Genomic DNA, 24,109 nt, shown 5'->3' with positions numbered 1-24,109 from the left:
GGGTATGGGGCAGGCCCGGAGCGGGGGATGCTCCGGGCCTGTGGGGTGCTGCTGTGCGGTGTTGGCGGGTCAAGTCGCCGGGGTGGGGACGATCAGCCCGGTGCTGTCGGGGCGGGCGACGGCGCCCTCTTTCCGGAGGGTGCTGACGGTGGTGCGGAGGGTGCCGCGCCGGACCGTCCGTCCGCCGTCGCCGTCCAGGGCGTCCTGGAGCGCGGCCTCGGTCATCCCGTAGGGCGGCAGCGCCGCGAGGATCCGCTGGGCGGTCGTCATCGTCGCGGGGCTCGGCTCGTCCGTGTCGGGGGACGGCTCGTACTCGCCAAGGCCCCCTTGGCCCCCACCCTTTGCGGCCGCCTTGCGTTCCTTGGCGGTCACGTACGCCTCCAAGTCGATCGGCTCGCCGGGGGGCGGCGCCTCGCCGTACAGGTCGAGGATCAGCGGGTCGTAGCCGGTGCACGGCTCGACGCTGCCCACGACGTACGTCCGGGCCATGCTCGTCGGGCGGCGGGACGTCAGGTGGTAGAGCATCCCCTGCGAGTTGGCGTCGTCCTCGTCATCGGGCGCCGTCTCGCCGTACCGCAGGACCCGCCGCACCTGGCCGACGATTTTCGGGATGGGCTGGAGCGCCTCTCCCTGGGGCAGGAGGCCGTCGGAGACGAGCTGCTGCATCATCGCCGACGACCAGCGCAGCAGGATGACCTCGCCCTCCTTGAGCATGCCTCGGAGGGTGTCGCTGCCGCCGAGCTCGTCGAGGTGTCCGGCCTGGGCGAGGATGATGATGCCGACGCCCACTGACCGGCCGGTCCGCCCGAGTTCCTTGATGAGGCGGGCCGCCTCGTCGCGGAACGGTGCGTCCTTCTCCAGCAGCCGGTTGGCCTCGTCGACGATGCCGTAGACGAGCGGGTCGGGGTGGTCCTTGACGAACCCGGACCGGCCCATCGCCGCGTACGACCGCATGCGGCGCTTGGCCTCGTCGAACAGGCCGCGCAGCATGAGGATCGTCTCGTACTGGGTCGTGACCCGGGTGGCGACCTGCCCGACGGCCTCGGGGACCGACTGGCCCTCCTTGAGGTCGGCGAGGTGGACGACGATCCCGGACCGTTTGCAGGCGACCAGGATCGCCTGCGCCAGCCTGGACTTGCCCGCGCCCGTGGTCCCGAAGACCGCGCCGCGCTGCGCGTTGCCCGTCTTCGGGTCGAACAGCCGGAACCTCAGCGGCGATCCGTCGAAGTAGGAGCCGAGCACGACGCGGCCCCGCGCGTCCATGACCAGGTCATCGAGGCGGACCGGCCTCATGTTCATCAGCGGGTTGGAGGGGTAGACCCGCACGATCGCCTCGCGTCCGGCCCCCTGCTCGAAGATGACGCGGCTGTAGTCCTCGACCTTGAGCAGGTCGCACAGCGCGGCGTGGTCGTACCGCTTCACCCCGCCCGCCGGCGTCCTCAGCAAGTGCTCCACTACGGTCTCGGTCACGTCAGTTCCTTCTGCATGGTGTAGGTGGTGGTCTCGATCAGCTCGACGCCGGGCATCGCGGTGGCGGCGATGGCCGCCCACACCGCCTGGTCGTCGTCGGTGGCGGCCTGCTCCGGCTCGGCGGGCTGCGGGCGCACGCCCAGGACCAGGAGCCGGACCCCGGCACCGCGGCCGGGCACGGGCCCGACCTCGATCCGGTCCTCCGGCAGGTCCAGGACCGCGGACAGGTCGGAGGTGAAGTCCTTGCCGAGCGGCACGGCCTTCCCGCGCGTCGCCGACCCGATGACGAGCGCGAGGCACTCCTCGGTCACCTGCCGGTGCTCCAGGAGCACGGTGCCGGGCGCGATGCCGTCCTCGGTGGCGATGTTCTCGGCCCACCACTGGGCCTGCGGGGTGTCGTAGACGGGCGCCGGAGGCTCCTCCGTCTCCGTCTCTTCCAGGACGGCCTCGGCAGCGGCGTCGAGCGCGGCAAGCTCCTGGGCGACGGCCTCGTCGACGAGCTGGCGGGCGAGGCGGCCGGGGCGCAGGTACCAGGTGGCCGCGGTCCACAGGGCCACGACGCCCGTCTGCACGAGCAGGGACGTCCCGGTGTCCGGGGCCAGGCGCTCGGCGACCAGGAGGACGCACGCGCCCGTGTGCGGGGCGAGGTAGACGCCGATGGCCGTGTCCCGCGCGGAGCGCGGGGCTTTCAGGATTTTGATGTTGGTCGCCAGGCCGATCCCGGCGGTCGTCACCGTGGCGAGGACGCCGGGGACGGTGACGGCGTCGGCGCCCAGGCCCACGGTGAGGACCGCGGCCCCGGCAACGGTGGCGGCACGACCGGCGGTGGCCCGGCTGGCCACCGCCCGCACGCGAGCGAGCATGAGGACTACCTCCGAAACAGGGCGGGGCGGCCGGAACCCGGTGGGCTCCGGCCGCCCCGCAGAGGGTTGGTGGGGTCAGCGGTTGCTGTAGTACTCCCGGGTCGCCATCTGGCCCGGCTTGGACACGACTGCGTCGTGCACCGGCCCGTAGTCGGCCTCGTGCCCGGCCTTCGCGGCCTTGAAGTCGCCGGCCATTCCCTCGGCCTCGTTCGCCAGGGATTCGGCGTCGGCGAGCACGCCGCGCATCACGGCGGCGGCGTCCCGGTGCGCGTCGACGACCACGCCCTCGACCCACATCGCGGACGCGGTGTCGGCGAGGGTGTCGACCTGCCGGGCGCATCCCTCGACGTAGGTGTAGGCGCCGCGCACGGACTCGCTGAGCGCGAGCATCGCCATCGACGCCAGGCCCAGTTTCGCCGTGGCGACGGTGTAGGTGACGCCGTCGACGAAGATCTCGGCGACCTTGCTGCCCACCCGGGCAAGATCCATTCCCATGGCTACTCCTGGTGGTACGAGGCGGCGGCGGGCGCGGTGTGGCCCATGTCCCGGACGACGTCGGCGACCGGCTTGTCGTGCTCGGCGGCGACGGCCCCCGCGTGGGCGATGGCCTCCGAGGCGCGGGGCAGGCCCCGGGCGACCGCGACGGCCTTGTCCTCCACGACCCCCGCCCGTTCGATCAGCCGGGTGCACCAGCCGACGAACACCCCCGGCACGCTCTTGGCGATCAGGGAGGCGCGCAGGCCCTCCAGGGCGGCCTGGAGGCGCTGGCACCGGTCGGCGACCAGGAGGGCGTGCTCGGCGCCCGCCGTGATCTCCTCCGCCATGTCCTGGTCCGCGTCGATGACGTCGTACACGGTCAGGTCGGAGTCGGTGAACTGGGTGTCGCCCACCGACGACGGCGGCGGGGCAGGGCGGGCAGGCGGTCCTCCAGGCATCGGAATCGGTGCCTTCCTCTCTGTCTTCGGTGCGGGCGAGCTGGTGCTCGACGATGTCGATGGCGGTGGTGTCGGGGAGCCCGGCGGCGTCTCCGAACCGGCGGTGGGGCCGGGCGGGAGACCCGGGTTCGGGGTGACGACGTTGGCGAGCCTGGCCCTCCGCCGGAGCTCCTCCTCGGCCTTGGCCCTCGCCCTGGCCTGGGCCTGGGCCTCCCGGTCGGGCCGGTCGATCGTGACGGTGTACTCCACGCGCATCCCGGGCGGCGGCCGCAGCCACTCTTCCCCGTCCGCCCGCGGCTCCTGCCGGGGAGGCGGCTGCTGCTCGCGGTTGCGGCGAGACCTCGACCCGGGCCCGGACCCCGTCGGCCCGCCGGCCTCCTGCTTCGGGGGCTCGGCCGCCGTCTCCGATCCGGGCGGCGGCGGCTTCGGCGACGTGGCCTTCGGTGGCGCCGTCGACGATCCCTTCGGCGCCCGCGGCTTCTTCGTCAGGTCGACCTTCGGCCCGGACTCGGCATCCTCGGCCGGGGTGTTCTTCCTGTTCCGGCTCAGCACCGGCGGGTCCAGCGCGTCACGCCGGTCCTTCAGCCGACGTTCCGCCTCCTCGGTGATCGACTGCCCGAGCGACTGCCCGAGTGTCGTACGGTCCCTCGCGGCCTTCTCCTCCTTGCGCTTGGCCCGCTCCTGCCGGCGGGCGTCGCGGGCGGCGTCCTTCCGGGCCGCCTTAGCCTCCAGGCGACCGTTACGGATGCGGTCCTTGACCGCCTGCCGGTCGTCCTGCGACCCGTGGCGGCGATCCCGGCCCTTGCCCCAGTCCTCCAGCTGGGCCGCCGCGCGATCCGCACGCCGCTGGTCCTTCGCCCGCTGCTTGTCCGCGGCCCGCTCCTGGCGGCCCCGGGCCCGCTCCAGACTCGGGCTCTTGCCCCCCGCCCCGTCCGCCCCCTTCGGGCCCTTATCGCTGCCCTTGCCCTTGCCGCCGGCGCCGGGCTTCCCGCCCGCCCCGGTCGACCCGTGGGCAGTCGTGTCCTTGCCACCCGAGCCGCCTTTGCCCTTGCCCTGGCCGGGCTTCGGGGCACGGCCGCTCCCACTGGAGCCGCTCTCGCCGAACGTCCCCTTCGAGCCCTTGCCGCCCTTGTTCTTGGTGGCGTCGCGTCCGAACTCGGTCGGCGACTGCACGCGGCCCTTGGCGCGGGCCTTCGCCGCGTCGTTGCCGATGGCCGCCAGGGCGGCATCGTGCTCGGCACGGTCCTTGATCCGCTCGGCCTTGGCCTTCGCGGCGGCCAGGCGGACCGGGGCCTGGTCCTGGAATCGCTGGCGGCGGTCCTCCGCCCACTGCGTCATCCCGCGCAGTGCGGCGACCGCGATTCCGATCGCGGCCACCATCACGCCGCCCAAGCCGTCCCGCCCCCGGCCACCCTCACCCGCGGCCTCCACCTCGCCGTGCCCCTCCGACCGCAGCACGGCCGGAGGCTCCGGCGTACTGAGCGCGGGTAAAGCCGGGACCGGCGGCGGCGGAGCCGCGGGCTCGGGAACGGACAGCGTCGGCAGGACGAGGGTCGGCGGGGGCTCATCCTCATCGATCACCACCGGCATGCTGGCGGGCGGCTCCGAGAGCATCGGCGGGTGGGGCGGTGGCGGTGGCGGCGGAGGAGGCGGTGGTGTGCCCCGCGTCGGCCGGAACGGGAGCACCTGGCCGGTGTCGTCGGTCTCGTCGCTCATGATTCCTTCCCAGAAGGGGTTGACAGGCTGTGACCGTCTCGCGTACGCGCGCGCGTGTCCGTGCGCCCGTGTGCCCGCGCCTCCGCATTACGCATGCGCGAGACGGTCACAGCCCCGGATTGACCGGTGGATTGATTGAGCGGGCGGTCACTGCTCGTAGCGGGTGACCCAGTTGGCGATGGTGCGGGACAGGTCGTTCCAGACCTCCTCGTCGCCGCCCTTCTCCCTCGTCGCGGCGACCGCCCTGGCCCTCTCCATCCACGACTCGGCCAGCCCGCGCGGCCCGCGCCCGGCGCGTTCCGCCTGGCGCTTCTCGAAGTGCGCCCGCCGGTTGGCCGCCTGACGCTCCGCCTTGGTCTGAGCCGCCATCAGGCACCCCGCCGCAGACCGTCGAAGATGTCGTCGAACTTGGCGTCGGTCTTCGCCGGAGCGGTGCTGGTCGGCCCGGACCCGATCTCCGGGCGGGAGCCGCCGGCCTTTTCCAACTTCCGCCGGTGCTTCGCCTCCCGCTTCTCCGCCCGCTTCTCCGGCAACTCCTCGTAGGAGCGCTGGTACCGCTGGTTGAAGGCGACCAGGTCGCCGACGGCGGCCTCGACGTCGTCGGCGGCCTTGAACAGCGGCTTCGTCACGTGCCGGGCCCTCAGCGCGGCCTGGCCCGGCAGGTCACCCTCGATCGAGTCCATTTCCCCGACCAACGCGGACATTTCACGGGCCAGGCGCCGAATGTCGTCGACGATCGGCAAGAGCTGGGCCCGCCGCTGCTCCAGGTGGATCGCACGGGACGCGGGGGACAGCAGGTGATCGGGGGTCCACTTCTCGGTGGAACTCATGAGTACTCCTCTAGGGCGTGGCCAGGGCGGTGCGCGTCCTGGCAGGGGTCGGGCGGGGGCCTGGCGGTCCCACAACCGCACCCGCCGGGGCGGGGACGGCAGCAGCAGCTCCAGGACGTGCTGGAGGGCGGCGCCGACCGGTGTGGCCGGCGCCGCCCTCCAGCGGTGCGCGCGTTGCACGCCTGCGTTGTTCAGAGGCCGGGATCAGTCGCCTCGGCGGGGCTGCCCGATGGCCTCATCGCGGGCGTCCATCTCGGCGTTGAACTCCTCGTACTCGCGGGCGTCGATCTCCTCGTAGTCGGCGTGCATCTCCTCCAATTCCTTCTCGCGCTCCGCGGCCCGGGCGAGGATCTCGTCAAGGCGGTCCATGTGTTCCTCCTGGTGGTTCTCGGTTGGTCAGTCGGTGCAGGTGCAGGTGCAGCCTCGGCCGGCGCACTGGCCGCAGTCCTGGCAGGTGTCGCAGGTCCGGCAGTGGTGGCAGCCACGCAGGTCGGCCGGCCAGCAGGTACAGCCGGTGGGCTGCCACGGCTCCGGGCTGCCGAACAAGCCGAGCTGCCCCGGGGTCATGACCGCCGGGGGCCGACGGCGGGGGGCGCGGGTGCGTGCCATCACCTGGCCTCCGGGGCGTAGCCCTCCGCCAGGAGGGCGGTGGCGGCCGTGCGGTATTCGGAGGCCGTCCCCTGGGCGACGGAGCAGGCCGCCATGACCGCTTCCAGCGGGATGCTCTCGGGGATGCCGCTGCCCTCGGTGAGGATCATTCGGGCCACTCGACGGATCTTGCGGTCCCGGGTCGAGAGGTTCATTTCATCCTCGGCTTCGACCGCGCGGCGCTCCGCTTCGGCTGCGTCGCGGCGGGCTTCGGCTGCGGCCTGATCGGCTTCGGCCGCGTCCCGCCGCGCCTGCGCAGCCCGGGCCCGGTCCTCCTCGGTGCTGGCCTCAGCGGCTGCCGTGCGGGCCGCGTCTTCGGCTTCCATGAGGGCCGCTTCGGCTTCACGGGCCCGGGCTTCGGCTGCGGCTTCGTCGGCTTCGGCTGCGCGTCGGCGGGCTTCGGCGGCGCGGTGCTCAGCGGCCGCGCGGTCGGCGTCAGCCCGGGCAACAGCCTCGGACTCCAGGGCCTCCGTCTCGGCGGTCGCGGCCCGTTCGGCGGCGGCGACAGCGGCGCCCGCCAGGACCTCCGCGCGGCTGGTGGCCGCGTCGACGTCTGCCCGGGCGGCCTGGACGTCTCCATCGGCCCGCAGGCGGGCGATCTCTGCCCTGGAGGCCCTGGCGGCCCGCCGCTCCTCCTCCGCCGCCCGGGCGTCCTCTTCCGCCTCCAGGCGGGCCTGTTCGCGGGCCTCGGCCTCCTGAGGCAGGGCAAGGGCTTCGTCCACGGACAGGCCGTACCGGGCCATCGTGAGGGGCAGCCGGGCGTCGGAGGGTGCCTTGCGGACGCTGCCGTGCTGGCGCTCCAGCATCACGCGGTAGACGCGTCGCTCCTTGTCCAGCTTCACCGCGTCCGAGTAGCTGTCGACCGCCCAGAGCTTCATACGCCGCCACAGAGCGAACGTCGGGGCGGGGGAGAGGAACCAGCGGTGCAGGGGCACGCCCTGAGCCGGTGTGACCTCGCGGACCACGCGGTCAATGGCGGTCTTGCCGATCTCCACGACGGCGATGAACAGGACCGGGACGATGCCGTGGGCGAACGCCGCGACGTAGTCAACGGTGGTCCAGGCGCCCGCCGTGGGGGCGGCGGAGGCGGCGTTGAGGACGATCGTCGCGCCGGTCAGCAGCCACACGGGGAACCGCACCCAGCCGATCGGCCGGCGCAGCCACGCCATCAGCAGGTCGAGGGCGATCAGGACCAGAATGCCGACGTCGACACCGACGGTGAACAGCCTGGCCTTGCCCAGCGTGGCGAACCCGAGCTGCTCGTGTGCGAACACGGCGACGTGCTCGAAGGACAGGTAGAGGCCGATCCCGGCGAGCGCCAGGGCGGCGCCGACGATGGCCGCGGCGGTGATCGTCTGCGCCCGGGTGAGTCCACCGGGGAGGTTCCACCGGCGGGCGGAGCGCGGCGTGTCCGAAGCGGCCGGAGCCGTCTCCGAAGTTCCGGGCGCCGCGTCCGAAGCGGCAGGCGGTGTATCCGAAGCGGGGCGGGGCGGGCGCGTCCCGAGGGGCAGGGTCGCGAGGGTCATGTGGTCCTCCGGTACAAGGTGAGCAAGTGGCGGGCAGGGCGCGCCCGAAGTGGCGGCGGCCGTCCCCGAAGCGACGGCCGCCGGTCCCGAAGCGGACGGAGTGGGCAGGGCCGACAAATCCGGGGCTGGTGGGTCAGGCGCGGGAGTCGCCAAGGTGGCGGGGGTGGTCGGCGGCGATCTCCTGCCACCGGCGGGACTCGCCCGCGTCGGTGTGCTGGGCGCGGACGGTGAAGGCGCAGCGCGGGCAGCGGAAGGTGCGGGTGGCCAGTCGCGCGACCAGGTCGAGTGCCAGGCTCAGGACCGCGGAGAACACGGCGGCGGTGCAGGCGACGACGACCAGGGGGTGTAGGTCGGCGTCGGCGAGGGTGGTGGCGAGCGAGCAGCCGATGCCGACCGCGGCGAGGAGCGCGGCGAGCTGGGCGGCGGTGTGCTTGGTCATGAGGGAGCCCTTCGTGGTCAGGCCGCTGGCCCCGCCCGTGGGCGGGGCCAGCGAGAGGACAGTGGTCAGGACGAGGACGTGGCCGCGGCGAGCTGCCGGAGCCAGCGGAGCCGAGCGGCCAGGGCCTCCAGCTCGGCGGCGGCCCGGTCGATCTCCTCTGGGCGGGTCAGGTCCAGGTCCACGGCGAACGCCCCGCCCCACAGGGCGAGGACGGGCGGCGCGGCGGGCCGGTCCGGGTCGTAGTGCAGCTCGGCGGCGAGGGGCAGCGTGAACGGCCGCGGCCGCCGCGACCGGGTCACTTCCCGCTCCCGTTCCGGCTGCGCTCGTTCTGCTCGGCGAGCTTGCGGCTCAGCTCTTCGCGCTCGGCGTCGGTCATCGCGGTCACCGCCCCTGGCGGACACGGCGCAGGGCCTCGTCCATGGGGGGGTCCGAGTCGCTCGGGTCGGTGCTGAGGGGGCCGACGCTGATACGGTCGATCATGCATTCCTCCTGGTGGAGATCGGATGCGATGACGGCCCCCGGGACTACGGCGTGGTAGCGCCCCCGGGGGCCGTCGTGTGTGTCAGGCCGGGGGCCGGTGCTGTCTGGCGAGGACCAGGCGGCACGCGGTCTCCAGCACGTGGGTGGTGGTCTGGGCGGGGTCCCACGCGAGGTGGAACCGGCCGCCCGGGAGCGGGGTGACCCGGACCGGCTCCCCCATGGGGAGGCGGGCGGGCTCCAGCGTGACCAGCTCCCCGACGAAGCGGGCGCCGGCCAGGTCGGTGTGGCGGGTCATCAGGCGGCGGCGAGCTCCAGCCGCGGCGTCTCGGCGGGCACCTTGGTGGTGCTGGTGCCCTCCGCGTTCGCCTCCGCCTCGGTCACCCGCAGGGACGGGGCGCAGGCGCGCATGGGGACGTCGCCGAGGCCGAGCCGGGCGTACGTGGCGCGGATGGCCTCCAGGTCGGGCGTCTGCCGGGACGAGGGCACCCGGGCAACCTGCCAGCGGCCGTACCGCCCGGCGGGCAGGCGACCGGCCAGCTTCTTCGCGCGGCGCTTGGCTCGCTCGGCAGCGCGGGTCTCCTCGCAGGCCGCGGCGTAGTCGGCAACGGCCCGCTCGATCTCCTCAGGCGTCGGCATCTCGTCCGGGCCGAACACGTCCGCCGGGTCCGGCGCGGTCTCCGGCTGCTGCTCCTGGACCAGGGCGCCGGGAGCGACGACCGACCGGACCGCTTCACGGGCGACGCGCAGGGCGCGGCCGACACGGCGAGCGGCGGAACGAGGGGTGATGCGCATACGGGTCTCCTCCTGGTGCAGTGGTACGAGCGCGGCCGGGGAGTGGTAGCTCCCGGCCGCGCTGTGCGACGCATGTACGCGGTGCGTACGGCGTCCGTGCCCCGGACCGGAATCGAACCGGTCTGACCAGCGCGAACGCGGCCTTTCCTATCGGGGCTCCGTCACCAGTTACGGCAGCGTGCTGCCGGTTGCAGGTCTGGTGACCCACCGTCCGGGATCGACAAGGCCCGGCCGCTCGCCCCGATCTGTCCCGGGACCCTTCACCTCCACAGCTATACGCCGGGTGGTGCACGACCAATGTAGACCACCAACCCACCTCAGCGCTACCAGTAGCGCTAAAGTCCTTCGTGAGCTAGCCTCGTGGTGTACCGCCGCACAAGGAGGTGCAGCTCAAACCGAGGAGACAAGGAGGGTGATATGCCCGAGACACCCGGCTACGCAGAGATCGCCGCGCACTATCGGCGCCAGATCGAAAGCGGAGAGCTACGACCGGGCGACACGTTGCCGTCGCTGCGCCAGGTGTGCGACAAGTTCGGGGTAGCCCACACCACGGCGAACCGCGCATTCAAGCGGCTGAAGATGGAGGGGCTCACCTTGCCGAGGCCTGGCGTAGGAACGGTTGTCGCGGGGGTGAGCAGCAGCAACATCGGGGCCCGCGTGGCGATGCACGAGGCCACGGGCCGAGCTCTGGGCGGCGGCGAGACCTCTCACATCCTGGAGGTTGGCACCATCGGGGCAGACGACCTGGTCGCACCTCGCCTCGACGTGACACCGGGCACTCCGGTCCATGTACGCCGGCGCCTGGTCAGTCGTAACGGTGCACCGGTGCACCTCAGCAGCTCGTACTACCCCGCATACGTGATCGCGGTGACACCTGAGCTGAGCGAGCCGGTGTCCACCGGCGGATCGCGGGAGCTGGCCGCCGAGCGTCTGGGGACGGCTCAGGACCAGGTGCTGGAGGAGGTGACGTCCCGTCTCGCCACGGAAGCCGAGAAAACGGCCCTGGGCCTTACAGCAGGTGACGTGGTCGTAACGCAGGTGGTTCGAACCGTGACCCTCACGGACGGGCGTGTCGTGGAGGTGGCCGTCAAGGTCGCCGGCGGTTCGACGATCCTCCGCTGGTCGACTTCGCTGAACGGCACTGGGAACTGATCGATCAGAACAACGGAGGCTCGGCGCTGTCGGTGGCGCCGAGCCTCCGCTGCATCCGCACTCCCCCGCTGCACCACCGGGTAACGCTCGACATCGTCGACTGACAGGCCCCGAGCAAGAAACGACGCCCCGCTCCCCCGTAGCTCGGGAGGCGGGGCGTTCTGCTGCTCAACTGGCGGCAGGCCAGGTGTCGGCGAGGACGCCGGCCCTCCGTCCCGTTCGGCTCCAGACGCGGCTAGGACTGGCCGGTCATCCGAGAAAGGTCCCCAGTTCAGGCGGGGTGGCACGGGTGGCACGGGTGCTTGGAAACTCCCCCTTACGCATAGGGGGGCCGAAGTTTCCAGGGTGCCATGCCACCCGTGCCACCCCACCTGTTTCCTCCGCCTCGGAAAACACCCGACCCCCGGACGAGCGGGCCGCCGGGGGTCGGGAGGTGTGAGGTTGATCAGGAATTTAGATCGGCGTCCGTGACGAACCGGACACCCTGCCACGCGTGGTAACGCGCGGGTGGCTCAGGCCGGGCGCTGCTCCACCCGCCGATGTCCGTCGACGTCGGACGGGACAGACCCGTGCGGCGCCGGATCAGGGCCTTGGTGACCTTGTTGCCCTTGGTCTCCTCGTGGGAGCCGAACCGGTCTGCGGCCGTCTTCTGGCTCCACGACTGCTGCTTGAGCTCGCCCAGGAAACGGTTCAGGTCCTCCATCAGCTCCTTGGACATGACGTGCGCGTCGCGGTCCGCCACCAGGCGCTCGCCCCAGTACCGCATCACTACGTCCGACTCGGCTCGCCATTTCCGGGTGGCCTCGCGGACGTCTGCCGGGTGCTCGGGCATGGTCCGGTCGGCCGTATACCAGCGGCGCGCGCCTTCGATCAGCCAGGCGAGCATGGCCTCTCGCTGCTCCCGTCCCCCCAGACGGCGCTTCAGGCCGCTGTCGCCCTTCCGCTCGTAGTCCTCCGTAGGCTCACCCCGGACGAAGGTGTAGGGGAACGGCACGAGGGCGAGCCTGCGCCACGTACCGTGATCGGTCTCGGAGACGGTGGGGCGGTAGTTCGTGGTGATGATCAGCGTGTGGCTGGTCTCCCACTGGACCTCGCGCTGGTATAGGTGCCGGGCCTTCATAAGGGCCGTGCCCACTGCCTTCTTGAGCTGGACCACGTTCAGGCGCCGGCCTTCGGGCAGCTCCTCGGCGAAGGCGAGGCGAGCGCCCTTGAGCGCCATACGCTCCTCCTTGGCGTCCCGGTCCCCGGACAGGACGCTGTCGTCCAAGAAGGTCATGGCGCCCGTGTCGGTCCGGCCGCCGAGGGCAAGGGCCAAGCCGTCGACCAGGCTCGACTTTCCGTTCTTCCCGCCGCCGTGGAGGAGGAGCATCACGTCGTCGTCGGGGACGTGTCCCGTGATGCCCTGCCCGAGGCGAACCTGGAGCCACGAGCCGACGTCCGGCGCGACGGCCGACAGCACCATGTCCATGTCCGCGTGGCTCGCCTTCGGGACGAACCGGGTGGGCACGTACCGGGTGAGGTACCGGTTCGGGTCGTGGGGCAGGAGGGTGCTGTTCCGGAGGTCCACCACGCCGTTTTCCACGGTGAGGAGGTCCGGGTCCTTGTCGAACTGGTCGCCGTTCACGAGGAGCAATCCGCGGGAGAGATCGGTGAGTCCAGAGATCCGCCCCTTGCCGAGGAGGCGTACCAGGTCGTCGGGACCGACGCCGGCAGTCGGCTTGGCGAGCTGCCCGACGACCCACTCGGCGAGGTACAACCTGACGTCCTCACGGACGGTCGTGTCGTCCGCTGAGACCCACACCTTGTCGTTCCACTGCATCCAACCGAGGTGCGGCGACCAGCAGAACCGGCCCTCCAGGCAGTCGGTTACCACCTGCTCCACGATGAACGCGTCCGACGTAGCAACCGAGCCTTGCACGGTGCCTCGACCCTGCGCCTTGCCCTTGCGGCGCCGCGCGGGGGCCTCCTCCTCGGCTCGCTGCGTCGGGATCTCCTCCGGCTCGGGCTCCGGCTGGGGCTCCGGCTCCTCGGCTTCGGCTGGCTGCGGCTGGCTGTCCAGAAGGGCCAGGAGGCGGAGACCGCGCTCAGCATCGGTCGTGTTGTCGCTCATGCCGCCGCCCCCTTGTTGATCCCTGCGCGGACGCCGGATCGAATGGCGGAACGCATTTCCGCGTCGTACAGACCCGCCGTCGCCCCGGCCGCCAAAAGGCACGCTTCGACTTCGGACTCGGAGAGCTGCCCGGTCGGGATAAAGCGACCGAGGGCGCGGGCCGCGCTGTAGAGGGTGGCGTTCCTGGTGCCGGTCGCGGCGCCAGCCACCTGCTCGACCTCGGCCCGGACGGCTGCCTCCACATACGCCCCGCCCTTCGGCCGCTGGATGGTGGCGAGGAGCTGCCGGGCGGTCGGCCGTTGGCGGGAAGGCTCCGGCTTCCGGTAGTGCCCGGTGCGCCGGAGGTCGGCTTCGAGCCAGGAGGGCAGGGGGGCCACGGTCCGGCATTCCCCGAGGGCTTGGTACGCCCCGGAGGCCATGACGGTGCCCGGAGCGATGCCGTACGAGCGGCCTGCCCGGAGGTCCAGTTGCCACCCGAGGCGCCCGGCACCGGGGCGCCATTGCTCTGGTTCGGTCACGCGGAACCACGCCTGGAGCCCGCCGCCGGCGGTGAGGACGGTAAGAGTTGGCGGGTCCAGCCACGGGAGCGACGCGTTCCTCGCCTCGCACAAGGCGGCGATTGTGTCCCAGCCGCTCCGGAAGGCCCCCTCCCCGGTGGAGTCGTGCAGCTCGACACCGGGGAGGTATTCCCCGTTCGCCGGGCGGTCCGCGTTCGCGTGGTCGTCCACGTCCAGGATCACGAGACCGGACGCGCCACACGCGACCCCGACCCCGAAACCGGGATTAGCCGACCACCACCGGTCGATACGAGCCGGGTCCGTCGTGGCAGCGCGCACGCCGTGGCAATGCCCCCCCGTCTCGATGCACCGGCAGTCCGTCGTCTCATGCTCGATGTACTGCGGGTTCGGGCGTGTCGGGGTAGGCCGAGAGCAGCGGCGGCAGTTCGCCGGCGGCAGCTTGGTCCCCGGGGAGAGCGGGTGAACGGCCCACCCCTGGGCAGCACACCAGCGGGCAACACTGCGGGTCGAAGGCGTCACTGGGCGCCCCCCGCCTCGGCCGCGGGGCGAACGTCGATCGGGTACGGCATGCTGGTCTCCGTTACGAGGAGGCCGCTCGACCCTCGCCCTACGCAGACGGGTCGAGCGGTGTTCCTACCGGCGGCCCAAAACCAGCCCGGTTCCTTGGCGCGGGCCACGGGGCCCGCTAGGGTGTGGCGCATAGAAGGCGCTCCTGTTGAGTGCTTGGAGAGGCCCGGTGACTGTGAGAGGGAACCGGGCCTTTCGCATGTCTGGAGGCGGTTAGGCAGCATCGGTGCTCGCCTCAAGGACCGCCCGGCGCGCGGCCTCGGCCACGGCGGGACGGAAGACGGTGCGCAGCTCGGCGATCTCCGCTCCGGTGAGCGGGGGCCGACACGCGACGAACTCGGCGATGAACGCCTCGACGTCCTGGCCTGCGGCCGGTGTGCACCAGCCGTCCGGGTCGGTGTTCACGCGGCGGCCGCCCCGCTGATCAGGGCATCGACGTCCACGCGCCGGTACCAGATGCGGCCGGTCGGGAGCTTGACGTACGGCAGGCCGATCCCGAGGTTGCGGTTGTTCGCGAGCGTCTGGAGGGCGTAGTGGGTCACCGCCGACACCTGGCGGGGCGTCATCCACTCGCCGGACCGGAGTGCCTGAGGCGTGGGGAGGTGCGACATTTCCGAGACCCCTGTCGACGTAATCGAGACACCTCACTCGGTAGGACCGGTAAGTGTCGTAACGACCGCGACACTACCGGCGATCTCGATCTGTCGCAACAACACGCACACGCGTCTCGAAAATCTCGACAGCTACTGTCGCGGTTATGGCGACAGGACCCATGGATCTCGGCCCGACCTCCCGGGCCGTCGCGGACAATCTCCGCAGGCTGCGCGAGGCGCGGGGGCTCAGCCTCCGCGCGCTCTCAGCCGACCTCAAGCGGCGCGGGCACAGTCTCAGCGCCGACGCCCTCAATAAGATCGAGAACGGACGAACCCCCGAGGCCGGCGCCGAGCCGCCGAGGAACGTCCGGCGTATCGATGTCGATGACCTGACCGCCCTCGCTGCGGCACTCGGCGTGAACCCGAACGCCCTGCTGCTCCCCCACCAGGGATCAGGGAGCATCGACCTAACCGGCACGGGCACGGTGGACGCAACGATCGCGTGGGCATGGGCCGAGGGTCGACGCCCACTCGCCGTCCCCGAAGGTGACGACGGGACCGCCACCACCGACTTCCAGCGCTACGCCCGGCCCCGCGGCATCCGGAGTTACGACCGGTCCCCAGCGAGCAGGGCAGCGCATTTCGAGGACTCCGGAGGCCGCGGGTACTACCAGCGCGGCCAAGACGGGAAATTGCGCGAAGTCGCCACCGGCGAGCCGGTCGAGGTTGACCAGCACGGTTACCACGACGACTGAGCAACCCTCTGACCCCGACCAGAACGACAACGTGGCCCCCAGGACACCCCGGGGGCCACGTCCGCGCCTGTGGCAGGCTCAGCCCTCCGTTCGCGCCCATCGGAGAGCGACGGTGGACTCATCGAACCCCGGACCGCGTCGCGCCACCGGGTTCACCTTCAACCGCAGCCCCAGGCCGTCCAGGACCCGCCGCTGCTGCGGCACCTCAAGCGCCTCCCACGTCTCCGCCGACCGGGGCCCCACGAGGCCGTCGAACGCGTCGAGGTCGAAGGCCGGCCGCAACCGGCGCGCCTCGGCCTGTGCGTCCGTGATCTGCTTCGCCAACTTCCCCGTAATACGCCGCAGTTGGTCACGGGTAATGACCCCGTCCGCGTAGTCGTCCGCCGCCGCCTCCTGGCGCGCCTTCAACCCCTCCGCGCGCTCCAGAGCCGCCAGGGCCGCCGAGTCGTCCCCACGGAAGACGTCGGCCGCCTCGGGCCGCGACAGCAGCCCCACAACCACGCGCGCCACGTAGCCGTTGAGGGCGTCCACGTTCCGGCCGACGCAGCCCTTCGCATCGCAGATGTAGGTCAACTGCTTCCTGCCGCGCTTCGCGTTCCCCCTCCGTGCGACCCGGAGCACCGCCCCGCACGGCCCGCACGTGGCGATTTCGCCCCACGTCAGCAGATGTTTCCGCGCTCCCGGCAGCGCCCGCACCCCAGCCCGTTCCGCGAACAGGTTGCGGAGCTGCGCGTACTGCTCGTCCGTGATGAGCGCCGGCCACGCCGCCCTGTACTCCACGTCCTGGTGCACGCGGATGCCCACGTTCGCTGGTCGCAGCGCGAGCTTCTTCACGCTCGTCTTGTTCCACAGTGACCCGTCCGCGTTCTGCCCGACGGCCCGCCGTTTGAGGGTCATCCCTGCGCCGGGCGCCGGCACTCCGCGCTCGTTCAGGTCAGCCGTGATGCCGATGACACTGGCGCCGGCCAGCAGGCGGGTGACGATGTCGCGGACGACCTCGGCCTGTACGGGGTCTTCAACGTCGTGGAATCCGCTGACCTGGCCGCGGGCGTCGTACTCGTACTGGCGCCTCCACCCGTACGCCACGGCGCCGTTTGCCCGGCCCTCCTGAGCGCGTTCGAGGGCGGCCCGAGCCACTCGTTCGCTCTTGACTTCGCTCTCGGCGGTGTCGGACTCGCCAAGGTTCGCGAGCTGCGACCTGTCCGACGCCTTCGCCATGTTGAACGAGCCGCCTGACTCGAAGGCGACCCAACACCCCGACAGTCGCAGGTCCTCGATCGCCTGCGCGCGCTCGACACGGCGACGCCAGAGGCGTGATGGGTGGTAGCCGACGACGATGACACAGACACCCGGCTCGCGCGCGGCCTCGATAGCGTCGGCCATCAGCCGGTCGTACTCGGGGCGTTCCTCACCCGAGTGGGCGGAGACGTCGTTTTCGACGTACTCCCCGCCGACCTCCCACTCATTCTCCTCGGCAAAGGTCCGCAGGTCGTTCATCTGCCGGTTGACGCCCCGTCGGCGGTCGCGCGGGTCCTCGGAGATCCGGGCGTAGAGGAAAGCGACGGTACGGCGGGCGAGCGTCTTAGTGTTCACGACAGAGAACCCTAGGGCTTCCCCGGCGGCGTGGGCAACACCCACCAGGACCCGGAGGCCTTCGCCCGCCTGCTGGCCGACGTGGAGACCAAGCTCTTCGCGCCGCTGCCGGACGAGACCTGGGTCTACCCGGGCCACGGCGGCGACACCACGCTCGGCGCCGAGCGCCCGCAGCTGCCCCTCTGGCGGGAGCGGGGCTGGTGACCGTCGGGCCGGGCTGACGTACGAGGCCGAGGGGCGGGGCCCGCGACGGGGCCCGCCCCTCGGCCGTGCGCGGGCCGGACTCAGCCCCCGGCGGCCAGCAGCGCCGCGATCCGCCGCACCGCGAAGCCGTACCCCTGCACCCCGCAGCCGGCGATGACGCCGTCGGCGCGGAGCGAGACGTAGCTGTGGTGCCGGAACTGCTCGCGCCGGTGGACGTTGGAGAGGTGCACCTCGATCACGGGCAGGCCGTCGCAGGTGTTCAGCGCGTCGAGCAGGGCCACGGAGGTGTGGGTGTAGGCGGCGGGGTTGACGACGAGGCCGGCCGCGCCGGTGCGCGCCTCGTGGATCCAGTCGATCAGGACGCCCTCGTGGTTGGACTGCCGCAGGTCGACGGTGCCGCCGAGCGCCGCCGCCTCCTCGGCGCAGAGCCGCTCCACGTCGGCGAGCGTCTCTCTCCCGTAGATCTCCGGCTCCCGCTGCCCCAGCAGGTTCAGGTTCGGGCCGTTGAGGATCATGATCGGCGCGGTGGCGAGGGTGTGGGCGGGGCGGGGCATGGCGGTCCTCCGGAAACGGGTGCGCCCGCGCCCCCGGAGGGGACGCGGGCTCATTCGGCCTGGGCCGACATGTATCACGGCGGGCCCGCCGGGCCCGCCGCACCCGTCAGCTCCCGGCGTCCTCGCGGCCGCCGTCCTCGCCGCCGGAACCGGTGACGGCACCGGACCTGGCGGCCTCGGCCTGCTTCCGCGAGGCCCTGAGGCTGGTGATCGTGGTGACCACCAGGACGCCGCAGATCACGCCCAGCGAGACCGGGATGGAGATCTCCGGGACGTGGACGCCCGACTCGTGCAGCGCGTGCAGCACGAGCTTGACACCGATGAACCCGAGGATCACCGACAGGCCGTAGCTGAGGTGGACCAGCTTGCGGAGCAGACCACCGATGAGGAAGTACAGCTGCCGCAGGCCCATCAGCGCGAAGGCGTTGGCGGTGAAGACGATGTACGGGTCCTGGGTCAGGCCGAAGATCGCCGGGATCGAGTCGAGGGCGAAGAGGACGTCGGTCGTGCCGATCGCCAGCATGACGACCAGCATCGGCGTCATGATCTTCTTGCCGTTCTTCTGGATGAACAGCTTGGTGCCGTGGTAGCGGTCGGCCACGCCGAAGCGCCGCTCGGCCGCCTTCAGCAGGCGGTTCTCCTCCCAGTCCTCGTCGTCCTCGTCGGCCCTGGCCTCCTGGATGAGCTTCCAGGCGGTGTAGATCAGGAACGCGCCGAAGATGTAGAAGACCCACGAGAAGTTGGCGATGATCGCCGCGCCCGCCGCGATGAAGATCGCGCGCAGGACCAGGGCGATCAGCACACCGATCAGCAGCACCCTTTGCTGGTACTGCGAGGGGACCGAGAACTTCGCCATGATCAGCACGAAGACGAAGAGGTTGTCGACGCTCAACGACTTCTCGGTGATGTAACCGGCGAAGAACTCACCGGCCGGCTGCCCGCCTCCGAAGAGGAACAGCCCCATCCCGAACAGGGCGGCGAGGACGATCCAGACGATCGTCCAGATCCCGGCTTCCTTGATGGACACGTCATGGGGCTTGCGCCCGATGAAGAAGTCCGCGCCGATCAGCACGAGCAGACCGACGATGGTGAAGACCCACAGGGCCACAGAAACTTCCACTGCGCCTCCGGCAGTACGTAACGGCATCTCTCAGCGTCATCGCTGCCGGAGGTCTCTTCCACCCGAGAACCGTGCGAGGCACACGGTCATCGGACCGACGGCCCGGGATCGGGCCGGAAAATCCGTACCGATCCGTATTGACGGGCTCGCCGCGCCAGGAGTACTCCCCTCCGCACGGGCAGCCTACGCGAATTGCCAACGGTTGGTAAAGACAGGTCTAAACGATCATCAAACCCGCAGGTCACCAACGGCTCTGCGGCCCCACGGGGTCCAGCGGTGTCAGCGGCGCCCGTGACGGGCCCGCGCCGTGGCGGCGGTCACCGCCTCGCGCACCTGGCTGCCCGCCGGGACACCCGCGGGCTCGAAGGTCCAGACGTGCCGCACCCACGGGTCCGCCAGACACCCGTCGGGCAGCGGTGTGATCCGCAGCAGTCCGCGCCAGAGCGGGTCCAGCAGCGGGCCGTACGCGGCGGCGTCCTCGCGGTCGGCGACCAGCAGCAGGTGGACGCCGACGGCCGGGCCCTCGTCAGCGAGGTACCGCAGCCGGGTGACGGCCCGGTCGTCGAAACCGTGCGGGAAGTCGTGGACCACCAGGAGTTGCCCGGCGGTGTCGAGGCCGGGCGGCAGCGCGTCGTGGGCGCCGCCGCGGACCGCCATCTGCACCAGGTCGACCCGTCGGGTGAGCCGCTCCAGCACCTCGGCGACCCCGGCCGCCCCCGCGGCCGGCGCGGGTGCGAGCAGCCCGGCGTCGCGCTGCCCGGCGAAGGCGGCCGTGCCGGAGCCCGCCGGATCGAGCAGGTGGGGGGTGAGGGCGCCCGGCGGGTGCACCGCAAGCAACCGCAGGGTGAGCAGCGCGGCCGATTCGGCGGCGAGCGCCCGCAGCCCGGCCGGCCGGGACTCCCCCTCGCCGTCCTGGAGCCGCCCGGCGTCGATCCACAGCCCGCGCTCCAGCGGAAGCCGCACCAGCATCGGGACGCGCAGCTCCGGTGCCTCGGGCAGTCGCAGCTCACCGAGGCGCACCGCGAGCGGCGGCCGCTCCGGCGGCCGGTACGCGTGCCAGACGGGGCTGTCCCACCCCGCCAGGGCCATGGGCAGTGCGGGCTCCACCACCCGGGACTCCGCGGTGAGCTGGGCGAGGTCACGGTCGAGCGCCTCCTGGGCGCGGGCGACGAGCGTCCCGTACCGCTCGGAGGCCGTCGCTCGGGCGTCCGCCGCCCTCTGGCCGCCGCGGGCCCGGGGGTCGTCCAGGGCGGCGTCGGTCTCCCGCTCGCGGCGGTCCTCGGCGAACTCGACGGCCCCGCGGTACGCCGCCACGGTGCGCGCCAGGTCCTCGAACATGCCCCAGACCTGGTTGTGGAGCCGCTCCTCCATGCTCCAGCCGGTGGCGTCCCCCGCCACCGGCTCGGCCGCGGCCCCGGCGGGCGGCGGCGGGGCGGGCCGCGCGGGGGTCGTGTACGGGTGCCAGGTCCCCGGGGCGGTGGGACGGCGGCGGGGGTGGGTGTAGTCCACGGGCCCGGCGGAGGCGGCAGGGCCCCGGGCGGAGCCCTGCGAGGGCACGGGGGCGGAGCCCTGCACGGCCGGAGCGGGGGCCGGAGTCTCGCGGGGCGGCGCGGGTGCCGGCGCGGCGGAGAGGCTCCGGGCGGTGGCGGCGAGGCGGTGGGCACTCTCGCGGTCGATGCCCCGGTCGGCGAGGAGTGCGGGCAGGCCGCCCTGGTAGCCCTGGCCGACGGCGCGGATCTTCCAGGCGCCTCTCCTGCGGTAGAGCTCGACCGCGACGACCGCCGTCTCGTCGGCGAGGCCGGTCACCTCGTAGCGCGCGGCCTCGGCTCCGTCGGGTCCCACGAGGAGCGCTCTCGGAGCGGGGAAGGCGCCGAACCGGGCGGGAGCACCCGCGTCCACGGGCAGCGTGAGGAAGAGATCGAGACGGGTGGTGTCGGCGGGCAGCGCGTCGAGGTCGACGGCGAGGCGGTGCGAGGTGGCGGGCGGACCGGGTACGCCGACGCCGGGCAGGCCCGGGCCGCCGGGCAGGGCGACCGTCTCCGCGCCGCCGAGGGCGGTGTCCCCCGCGCCGACGAGCACCGCGCCCAGCGTCAGCGCCCGGTCGGCCTCGACGCCGATCTCCAGCCGGGTCCACGCCAGGGCCTGGTTCTGCCCTCGGACCAGCTCAGCCGTCATCGTCCCCTGTCCCCCTGCTGTGCCCCGGGCGCGTTACCGGTCCCCGGCGTGCGGTGTGTGCCGCGGTGTCTGTGGTGCCGCGGTGCGGTGGTGCCTCGGTCGTTCCGTGCGCCCGGTGCCGGTGCGGGTGGCGGGCGGAGGCGGAGCCCTCGCTGGGCGCCGCCTCCGCCCGCCTCCTGCGGCGGTGGGATCAGAGGTGCGGGAGGATCGACGGCATCAGGTCCTGGAAGGTCCGGCCGTTGGCCGGGGTGCCGAGGGCCGTCATCCGCCAGCCGCCGTCGGCCCGGTGGACCTTGGCCATGATCTGGGCGGTGTACTGGCCGCCGCCGTCGAGGGTGTAGCGGGCCAGCTCCTGGCCGTTGGTCTCGTCCACCAGGCGGCAGAAGGCGTTCTGCACCTCCTGGAAGGTCTGCCCGGTGAAGGAGTTCACCGTGAAGACGATCTGGTCGATGTGGACCGGGACCCGCTGGAGGTCGACCAGGACCGACTCGTCGTCGCCACCCTGTCCGGCGCCGCCGACGAGGTTGTCACCGGTGTGGCGCACCGAGCCGTCGTCGCTGACGAGGTGGCGGAAGAACACCACGTCGACCGGCTGCTTGTCGGCGAAGAGCACCGCGGAGGCGTCGAGGTCGATCTCCCGGGTCCGGCTGCCGAACAGTCCGCGACGGGGGGCCGCCTGCCAGCCGAGCCCCATGCGCACCGCGGAGAGGACTCCCCCGTCCTTCTTCTCCAGGCTGATGCCCTGGCCCTTGTTCAGGTTGACCGTCACGCGTGTCCCCTCTTCTACGCAATCCCCGGCCGCCGGTCCGGACGGCCGCCAGGTCGCACCCTACGCAGGGGACGTCCGGCCCCCGCACCCCCCGGCCACGCATTGTGTCGCTCTTGCAACACAGTCCGCCGGCCGCCTCAGGCGAGGCCGGCCTCCTTCATCTGCCGCAGTTCCTTCTTCATCTCGCCCACCTCGTCACGCAGCCGGGCGGCGACCTCGAACTGGAGGTCCGCGGCGGCGGCCCGCATCCGGTTGGTCATCTCCTCGATCTGCCCCGCCAGCTCGGCCGCCGGCCGGTCGGTGGGCACGGCGGCGTCCTTCCTGGCCTTCTTGCCGCCCTTGGCCGCCTTCGGGGCCTCGTACCCGCCCCCGAGGTCCGGGACCGGGGCCTTGGCCTTGCCGTCCTTGGACTGGCGGTAGCCGGTGCCGAGCAGGGCCTCGGTGTCGACGTCCTCGCGGGCGATGGTGGCGACGATGTCGTTGATCTTCTTGCGGAGCGGCTGCGGGTCGATGCCGTGCTCGGTGTTGTAGGCGATCTGCTTCTCGCGCCGCCGGTTGGTCTCGTCGATGGCCTTCTCCATCGCCGGGGTGATCCGGTCGGCGTACATGTGCACCTGGCCCGAGACGTTGCGCGCGGCGCGGCCGATGGTCTGGATCAGGGAGGTGCCCGAGCGCAGGAACCCCTCCTTGTCGGCGTCGAGGATCGCGACGAGGGAGACCTCCGGCAGGTCGAGGCCCTCGCGGAGGAGGTTGATGCCGACCAGGACGTCGTACTCGCCGGCCCGCAGTTCGCGCAGGAGCTCGACGCGGCGCAGGGTGTCGACGTCGCTGTGGAGGTAGCGGACCTGGATGCCGAGTTCGAGGAAGTAGTCGGTGAGGTCCTCGGCCATCTTCTTGGTGAGGGTGGTGACCAGGACCCGCTCGTCCTTCTCGGTGCGGGTGCGGATCTCGTGCACCAGGTCGTCGATCTGGCCCTCGGTGGGCTTGACCACGACCTCGGGGTCGACCAGGCCGGTCGGGCGGATGATCTGCTCGACGAAGCCGTCGGAGCGGGACAGCTCGTAGTTCCCCGGGGTGGCGGAGAGGTAGACCGTCTGGCCCACCCGCTCCTGGAACTCCTCCCACTTCAGTGGCCGGTTGTCCAGGGCGGAGGGCAGCCGGAAACCGTGGTCGACCAGGGTCCGCTTGCGGGAGGCGTCACCCTCGTGCATCGCGCCGATCTGCGGGACGGTGACGTGCGACTCGTCGATGACCAGCAGGAAGTCCTCGGGGAAGTAGTCGAGGAGGGTGTGCGGCGGGGTGCCGGGCTCGCGGCCGTCGAAGTGCATCGAGTAGTTCTCCACGCCGGAGCACGAGCCGATCTGGCGGAGCATCTCGATGTCGTAGGTGGTGCGCATCCGCAGCCGCTGGGCCTCCAGCAGCTTGCCCTGCTTCTCCAGGACGGTGAGCCGCTCGCCGAGCTCCTGCTCGATGTCGTTGACCGCGCGTTCCATGCGCTCGGGGCCGGCGACGTAGTGGGAGGCGGGGAAGACGTAGAGCTGCTGCTCGTCGCTGATGATCTCGCCGGTGAGCGGGTGGAGGGTGGTGAGCGCCTCGATCTCGTCGCCGAACATCTCGATGCGGACGGCTAGCTCCTCGTAGACCGGGAAGATCTCGATGGTGTCGCCGCGGACGCGGAAGGTGCCCCGGGTGAAGGCGAGGTCGTTGCGGGTGTACTGGATCTCCACGAAGCGGCGCAGCAGGGCGTCGCGGTCGATCTCCTCGCCGACCTTGAGGGGGACCATCCGGTCCACGTACTCCTGGGGCGTGCCGAGGCCGTAGATGCAGGAGACGGAGGCGACCACGACGACGTCGCGGCGGGTGAGCAGGGAGTTGGTCGCGGAGTGCCGCAACCGCTCGACCTCCTCGTTGATCGAGGAGTCCTTCTCGATGTAGGTGTCCGACTGCGGGACGTACGCCTCGGGCTGGTAGTAGTCGTAGTACGAGACGAAGTACTCGACCGCGTTGTTCGGGAGGAGTTCGCGGAACTCGTTGGCGAGCTGGGCGGCCAGGGTCTTGTTGGGAGCCATCACCAGGGTGGGGCGCTGGAGCTTCTCGATCATCCAGGCCGTGGTGGCGGACTTGCCGGTACCGGTGGCGCCGAGCAGGACGACATCCCGCTCACCTGCGCGGACCCGGCGGTCCAGGTCGGCGATGGCCGCGGGCTGGTCGCCGCTGGGCTGGTAGGGACTGACGACCTCGAAGGGCGCCACCGTGCGTTCGATCTTCGATACAGGCCGCATGGGATCCACGGTACGACC

At 71.9% G+C, this 24,109-nt stretch carries 25 protein-coding genes and 1 pseudogene; 3 read left to right on the top strand and 23 right to left on the bottom strand.

Going from position 1 to position 24,109, the window contains the following annotated elements; translation table 11 throughout:
* Positions 1-69 precede the first annotated feature (69 nt).
* From Sdia_RS11770 to Sdia_RS11710, 13 genes are all read right to left on the bottom strand, one after another.
* Positions 70-1,470, bottom strand: a complete 1,401-nt coding sequence (locus Sdia_RS11770) for an ATP-binding protein (protein WP_229830600.1) — start codon at positions 1,468-1,470, stop codon at positions 70-72.
* Positions 1,467-2,333, bottom strand: coding sequence for a hypothetical protein (locus Sdia_RS11765; protein WP_189500001.1), 867 nt, complete (start codon positions 2,331-2,333; stop codon positions 1,467-1,469). Before Sdia_RS11765 ends, Sdia_RS11770 begins: the two co-directional genes overlap by 4 nt.
* Positions 2,334-2,408: 75 nt before the next feature.
* Positions 2,409-2,828: a hypothetical protein gene (locus Sdia_RS11760; protein WP_189500000.1), complete on the bottom strand. Its 420-nt coding sequence runs from the start codon at positions 2,826-2,828 to the stop codon at positions 2,409-2,411.
* A 2-nt stretch (positions 2,829-2,830) separates the two neighbouring features.
* Positions 2,831-4,984 carry a hypothetical protein gene (locus Sdia_RS11755; RefSeq protein WP_191835343.1) on the bottom strand — a complete coding sequence of 718 codons (2,154 nt, stop codon included), beginning with the start codon at positions 4,982-4,984 and terminating at the stop codon, positions 2,831-2,833.
* A gap of 147 nt (positions 4,985-5,131) precedes the next feature.
* Entirely contained in the window at positions 5,132-5,353 is a 222-nt protein-coding gene (locus Sdia_RS11750) for a hypothetical protein (RefSeq protein WP_189499998.1), read from the bottom strand.
* Entirely contained in the window at positions 5,353-5,814 is a 462-nt protein-coding gene (locus Sdia_RS11745; RefSeq protein ID WP_189499997.1) for a hypothetical protein, read from the bottom strand. Before Sdia_RS11745 ends, Sdia_RS11750 begins: the two co-directional genes overlap by 1 nt.
* 204 nt (positions 5,815-6,018) lie before the next feature.
* Positions 6,019-6,183: a hypothetical protein gene (locus tag Sdia_RS11740; protein WP_189499996.1), complete on the bottom strand. Its 165-nt coding sequence runs from the start codon at positions 6,181-6,183 to the stop codon at positions 6,019-6,021.
* Between the two features lie 27 nt (positions 6,184-6,210).
* Positions 6,211-6,423, bottom strand: a complete 213-nt coding sequence (locus Sdia_RS11735; RefSeq protein ID WP_189499995.1) for a hypothetical protein — start codon at positions 6,421-6,423, stop codon at positions 6,211-6,213.
* A complete protein-coding gene (locus tag Sdia_RS11730; protein ID WP_189499994.1) occupies positions 6,423-7,988 on the bottom strand; it encodes a DUF2637 domain-containing protein in 1,566 nt (521 codons plus the stop codon). Before Sdia_RS11730 ends, Sdia_RS11735 begins: the two co-directional genes overlap by 1 nt.
* Before the next feature lie 133 nt (positions 7,989-8,121).
* Complete coding sequence (locus Sdia_RS11725) at positions 8,122-8,427, bottom strand: hypothetical protein (protein ID WP_189499993.1); 306 nt, start codon at positions 8,425-8,427, stop codon at positions 8,122-8,124.
* 65 nt (positions 8,428-8,492) lie between these two features.
* The gene (locus tag Sdia_RS11720) at positions 8,493-8,726 is read right to left on the bottom strand and encodes a hypothetical protein (RefSeq protein WP_189499992.1); all 234 of its coding nucleotides are present in this window, start codon (positions 8,724-8,726) and stop codon (positions 8,493-8,495) included.
* A gap of 263 nt (positions 8,727-8,989) precedes the next feature.
* The gene (locus Sdia_RS11715) at positions 8,990-9,202 is read right to left on the bottom strand and encodes a hypothetical protein (protein WP_189499991.1); all 213 of its coding nucleotides are present in this window, start codon (positions 9,200-9,202) and stop codon (positions 8,990-8,992) included.
* On the bottom strand, positions 9,202-9,699 hold the full coding sequence (locus Sdia_RS11710) for a hypothetical protein (protein ID WP_189499990.1): 498 nt from the start codon (positions 9,697-9,699) through the stop codon (positions 9,202-9,204). The genes Sdia_RS11715 and Sdia_RS11710 overlap by 1 nt, the downstream gene beginning before the upstream one ends.
* Before the next feature lie 417 nt (positions 9,700-10,116).
* On the opposite strand from Sdia_RS11710, the gene Sdia_RS11705 reads away from it, so the two are divergent.
* A complete protein-coding gene (locus tag Sdia_RS11705) occupies positions 10,117-10,851 on the top strand; it encodes a GntR family transcriptional regulator (protein WP_189499989.1) in 735 nt (244 codons plus the stop codon).
* A gap of 445 nt (positions 10,852-11,296) precedes the next feature.
* On the opposite strand, the gene Sdia_RS11700 is transcribed toward Sdia_RS11705, so the two are convergent.
* The 4 genes from Sdia_RS11700 to Sdia_RS11685 all read right to left on the bottom strand — a co-directional run bounded on the left by Sdia_RS11700 (position 11,297) and on the right by Sdia_RS11685 (position 14,588).
* Entirely contained in the window at positions 11,297-12,961 is a 1,665-nt protein-coding gene (locus Sdia_RS11700) for a DNA primase family protein (protein ID WP_189499988.1), read from the bottom strand.
* Complete coding sequence (locus tag Sdia_RS11695) at positions 12,958-13,998, bottom strand: bifunctional DNA primase/polymerase (RefSeq protein WP_189499987.1); 1,041 nt, start codon at positions 13,996-13,998, stop codon at positions 12,958-12,960. Before Sdia_RS11695 ends, Sdia_RS11700 begins: the two co-directional genes overlap by 4 nt.
* 261 nt (positions 13,999-14,259) lie before the next feature.
* Positions 14,260-14,451, bottom strand: a complete 192-nt coding sequence (locus Sdia_RS11690; protein ID WP_117350429.1) for a hypothetical protein — start codon at positions 14,449-14,451, stop codon at positions 14,260-14,262.
* Complete coding sequence (locus Sdia_RS11685; protein ID WP_189499986.1) at positions 14,448-14,588, bottom strand: hypothetical protein; 141 nt, start codon at positions 14,586-14,588, stop codon at positions 14,448-14,450. The genes Sdia_RS11690 and Sdia_RS11685 overlap by 4 nt, the downstream gene beginning before the upstream one ends.
* A gap of 215 nt (positions 14,589-14,803) precedes the next feature.
* On the opposite strand from Sdia_RS11685, the gene Sdia_RS11680 reads away from it, so the two are divergent.
* On the top strand, positions 14,804-15,394 hold the full coding sequence (locus Sdia_RS11680; RefSeq protein WP_223123483.1) for a helix-turn-helix domain-containing protein: 591 nt from the start codon (positions 14,804-14,806) through the stop codon (positions 15,392-15,394).
* A 78-nt stretch (positions 15,395-15,472) separates the two neighbouring features.
* Here the strand turns inward: Sdia_RS11680 and Sdia_RS11675 are convergent, their stop codons facing one another.
* Positions 15,473-16,987, bottom strand: a complete 1,515-nt coding sequence (locus tag Sdia_RS11675) for a recombinase family protein (protein WP_189499984.1) — start codon at positions 16,985-16,987, stop codon at positions 15,473-15,475.
* Positions 16,988-17,005: 18 nt separating this feature from the next.
* Here Sdia_RS11675 and Sdia_RS11670 point away from each other — a divergent pair.
* Positions 17,006-17,191: pseudogene (locus Sdia_RS11670) on the top strand (MBL fold metallo-hydrolase); the annotation flags it as partial.
* 80 nt (positions 17,192-17,271) lie between these two features.
* Here Sdia_RS11670 and aroQ read toward each other — a convergent pair.
* The 5 genes from aroQ to uvrB form a co-directional block, all read right to left on the bottom strand.
* On the bottom strand, positions 17,272-17,745 hold the full coding sequence (aroQ, locus tag Sdia_RS11665) for a type II 3-dehydroquinate dehydratase (protein ID WP_100453179.1): 474 nt from the start codon (positions 17,743-17,745) through the stop codon (positions 17,272-17,274).
* Between the two features lie 106 nt (positions 17,746-17,851).
* Positions 17,852-18,865: a TerC family protein gene (locus Sdia_RS11660; RefSeq protein ID WP_100453178.1), complete on the bottom strand. Its 1,014-nt coding sequence runs from the start codon at positions 18,863-18,865 to the stop codon at positions 17,852-17,854.
* Between the two features lie 279 nt (positions 18,866-19,144).
* Positions 19,145-21,040 carry a TerD family protein gene (locus tag Sdia_RS11655; RefSeq protein WP_189499983.1) on the bottom strand — a complete coding sequence of 632 codons (1,896 nt, stop codon included), beginning with the start codon at positions 21,038-21,040 and terminating at the stop codon, positions 19,145-19,147.
* A gap of 190 nt (positions 21,041-21,230) precedes the next feature.
* Entirely contained in the window at positions 21,231-21,809 is a 579-nt protein-coding gene (locus tag Sdia_RS11650) for a TerD family protein (protein ID WP_100453176.1), read from the bottom strand.
* Positions 21,810-21,946: 137 nt separating this feature from the next.
* A complete protein-coding gene (gene uvrB / locus Sdia_RS11645; protein WP_100453175.1) occupies positions 21,947-24,091 on the bottom strand; it encodes an excinuclease ABC subunit UvrB in 2,145 nt (714 codons plus the stop codon).
* Between the last annotated feature and the right edge of the window lie 18 nt (positions 24,092-24,109).

Source organism: Streptomyces diastaticus subsp. diastaticus (genome assembly GCF_011170125.1).
GTDB lineage: Bacteria > Actinomycetota > Actinomycetes > Streptomycetales > Streptomycetaceae > Streptomyces > Streptomyces diastaticus.
Note: the sequence above shows the minus strand (reverse complement) of the source record. Positions and strands in the feature narration are given on the sequence as shown.

Coding starts and splice junctions, on each gene's coding strand:
- Sdia_RS11740 (WP_189499996.1), bottom strand. CDS start 6,183: ATGGACCGCCTTGACGAGATCCTCGCCCGGGCCGCGGAGCGCGAGAAG.
- Sdia_RS11735 (WP_189499995.1), bottom strand. CDS start 6,423: ATGGCACGCACCCGCGCCCCCCGCCGTCGGCCCCCGGCGGTCATGACC.
- Sdia_RS11730 (WP_189499994.1), bottom strand. CDS start 7,988: ATGACCCTCGCGACCCTGCCCCTCGGGACGCGCCCGCCCCGCCCCGCT.
- Sdia_RS11710 (WP_189499990.1), bottom strand. CDS start 9,699: ATGCGCATCACCCCTCGTTCCGCCGCTCGCCGTGTCGGCCGCGCCCTG.
- aroQ (WP_100453179.1), bottom strand. CDS start 17,745: ATGCCCCGCCCCGCCCACACCCTCGCCACCGCGCCGATCATGATCCTC.
- Sdia_RS11745 (WP_189499997.1), bottom strand. CDS start 5,814: ATGAGTTCCACCGAGAAGTGGACCCCCGATCACCTGCTGTCCCCCGCG.
- Sdia_RS11655 (WP_189499983.1), bottom strand. CDS start 21,040: ATGACGGCTGAGCTGGTCCGAGGGCAGAACCAGGCCCTGGCGTGGACC.
- Sdia_RS11715 (WP_189499991.1), bottom strand. CDS start 9,202: ATGACCCGCCACACCGACCTGGCCGGCGCCCGCTTCGTCGGGGAGCTG.
- Sdia_RS11765 (WP_189500001.1), bottom strand. CDS start 2,333: ATGCTCGCTCGCGTGCGGGCGGTGGCCAGCCGGGCCACCGCCGGTCGT.
- Sdia_RS11750 (WP_189499998.1), bottom strand. CDS start 5,353: ATGGCGGCTCAGACCAAGGCGGAGCGTCAGGCGGCCAACCGGCGGGCG.
- Sdia_RS11760 (WP_189500000.1), bottom strand. CDS start 2,828: ATGGGAATGGATCTTGCCCGGGTGGGCAGCAAGGTCGCCGAGATCTTC.
- Sdia_RS11725 (WP_189499993.1), bottom strand. CDS start 8,427: ATGACCAAGCACACCGCCGCCCAGCTCGCCGCGCTCCTCGCCGCGGTC.
- Sdia_RS11680 (WP_223123483.1), top strand. CDS start 14,804: ATGGCGACAGGACCCATGGATCTCGGCCCGACCTCCCGGGCCGTCGCG.
- Sdia_RS11755 (WP_191835343.1), bottom strand. CDS start 4,984: ATGAGCGACGAGACCGACGACACCGGCCAGGTGCTCCCGTTCCGGCCG.
- uvrB (WP_100453175.1), bottom strand. CDS start 24,091: ATGCGGCCTGTATCGAAGATCGAACGCACGGTGGCGCCCTTCGAGGTC.
- Sdia_RS11705 (WP_189499989.1), top strand. CDS start 10,117: ATGCCCGAGACACCCGGCTACGCAGAGATCGCCGCGCACTATCGGCGC.
- Sdia_RS11700 (WP_189499988.1), bottom strand. CDS start 12,961: ATGAGCGACAACACGACCGATGCTGAGCGCGGTCTCCGCCTCCTGGCC.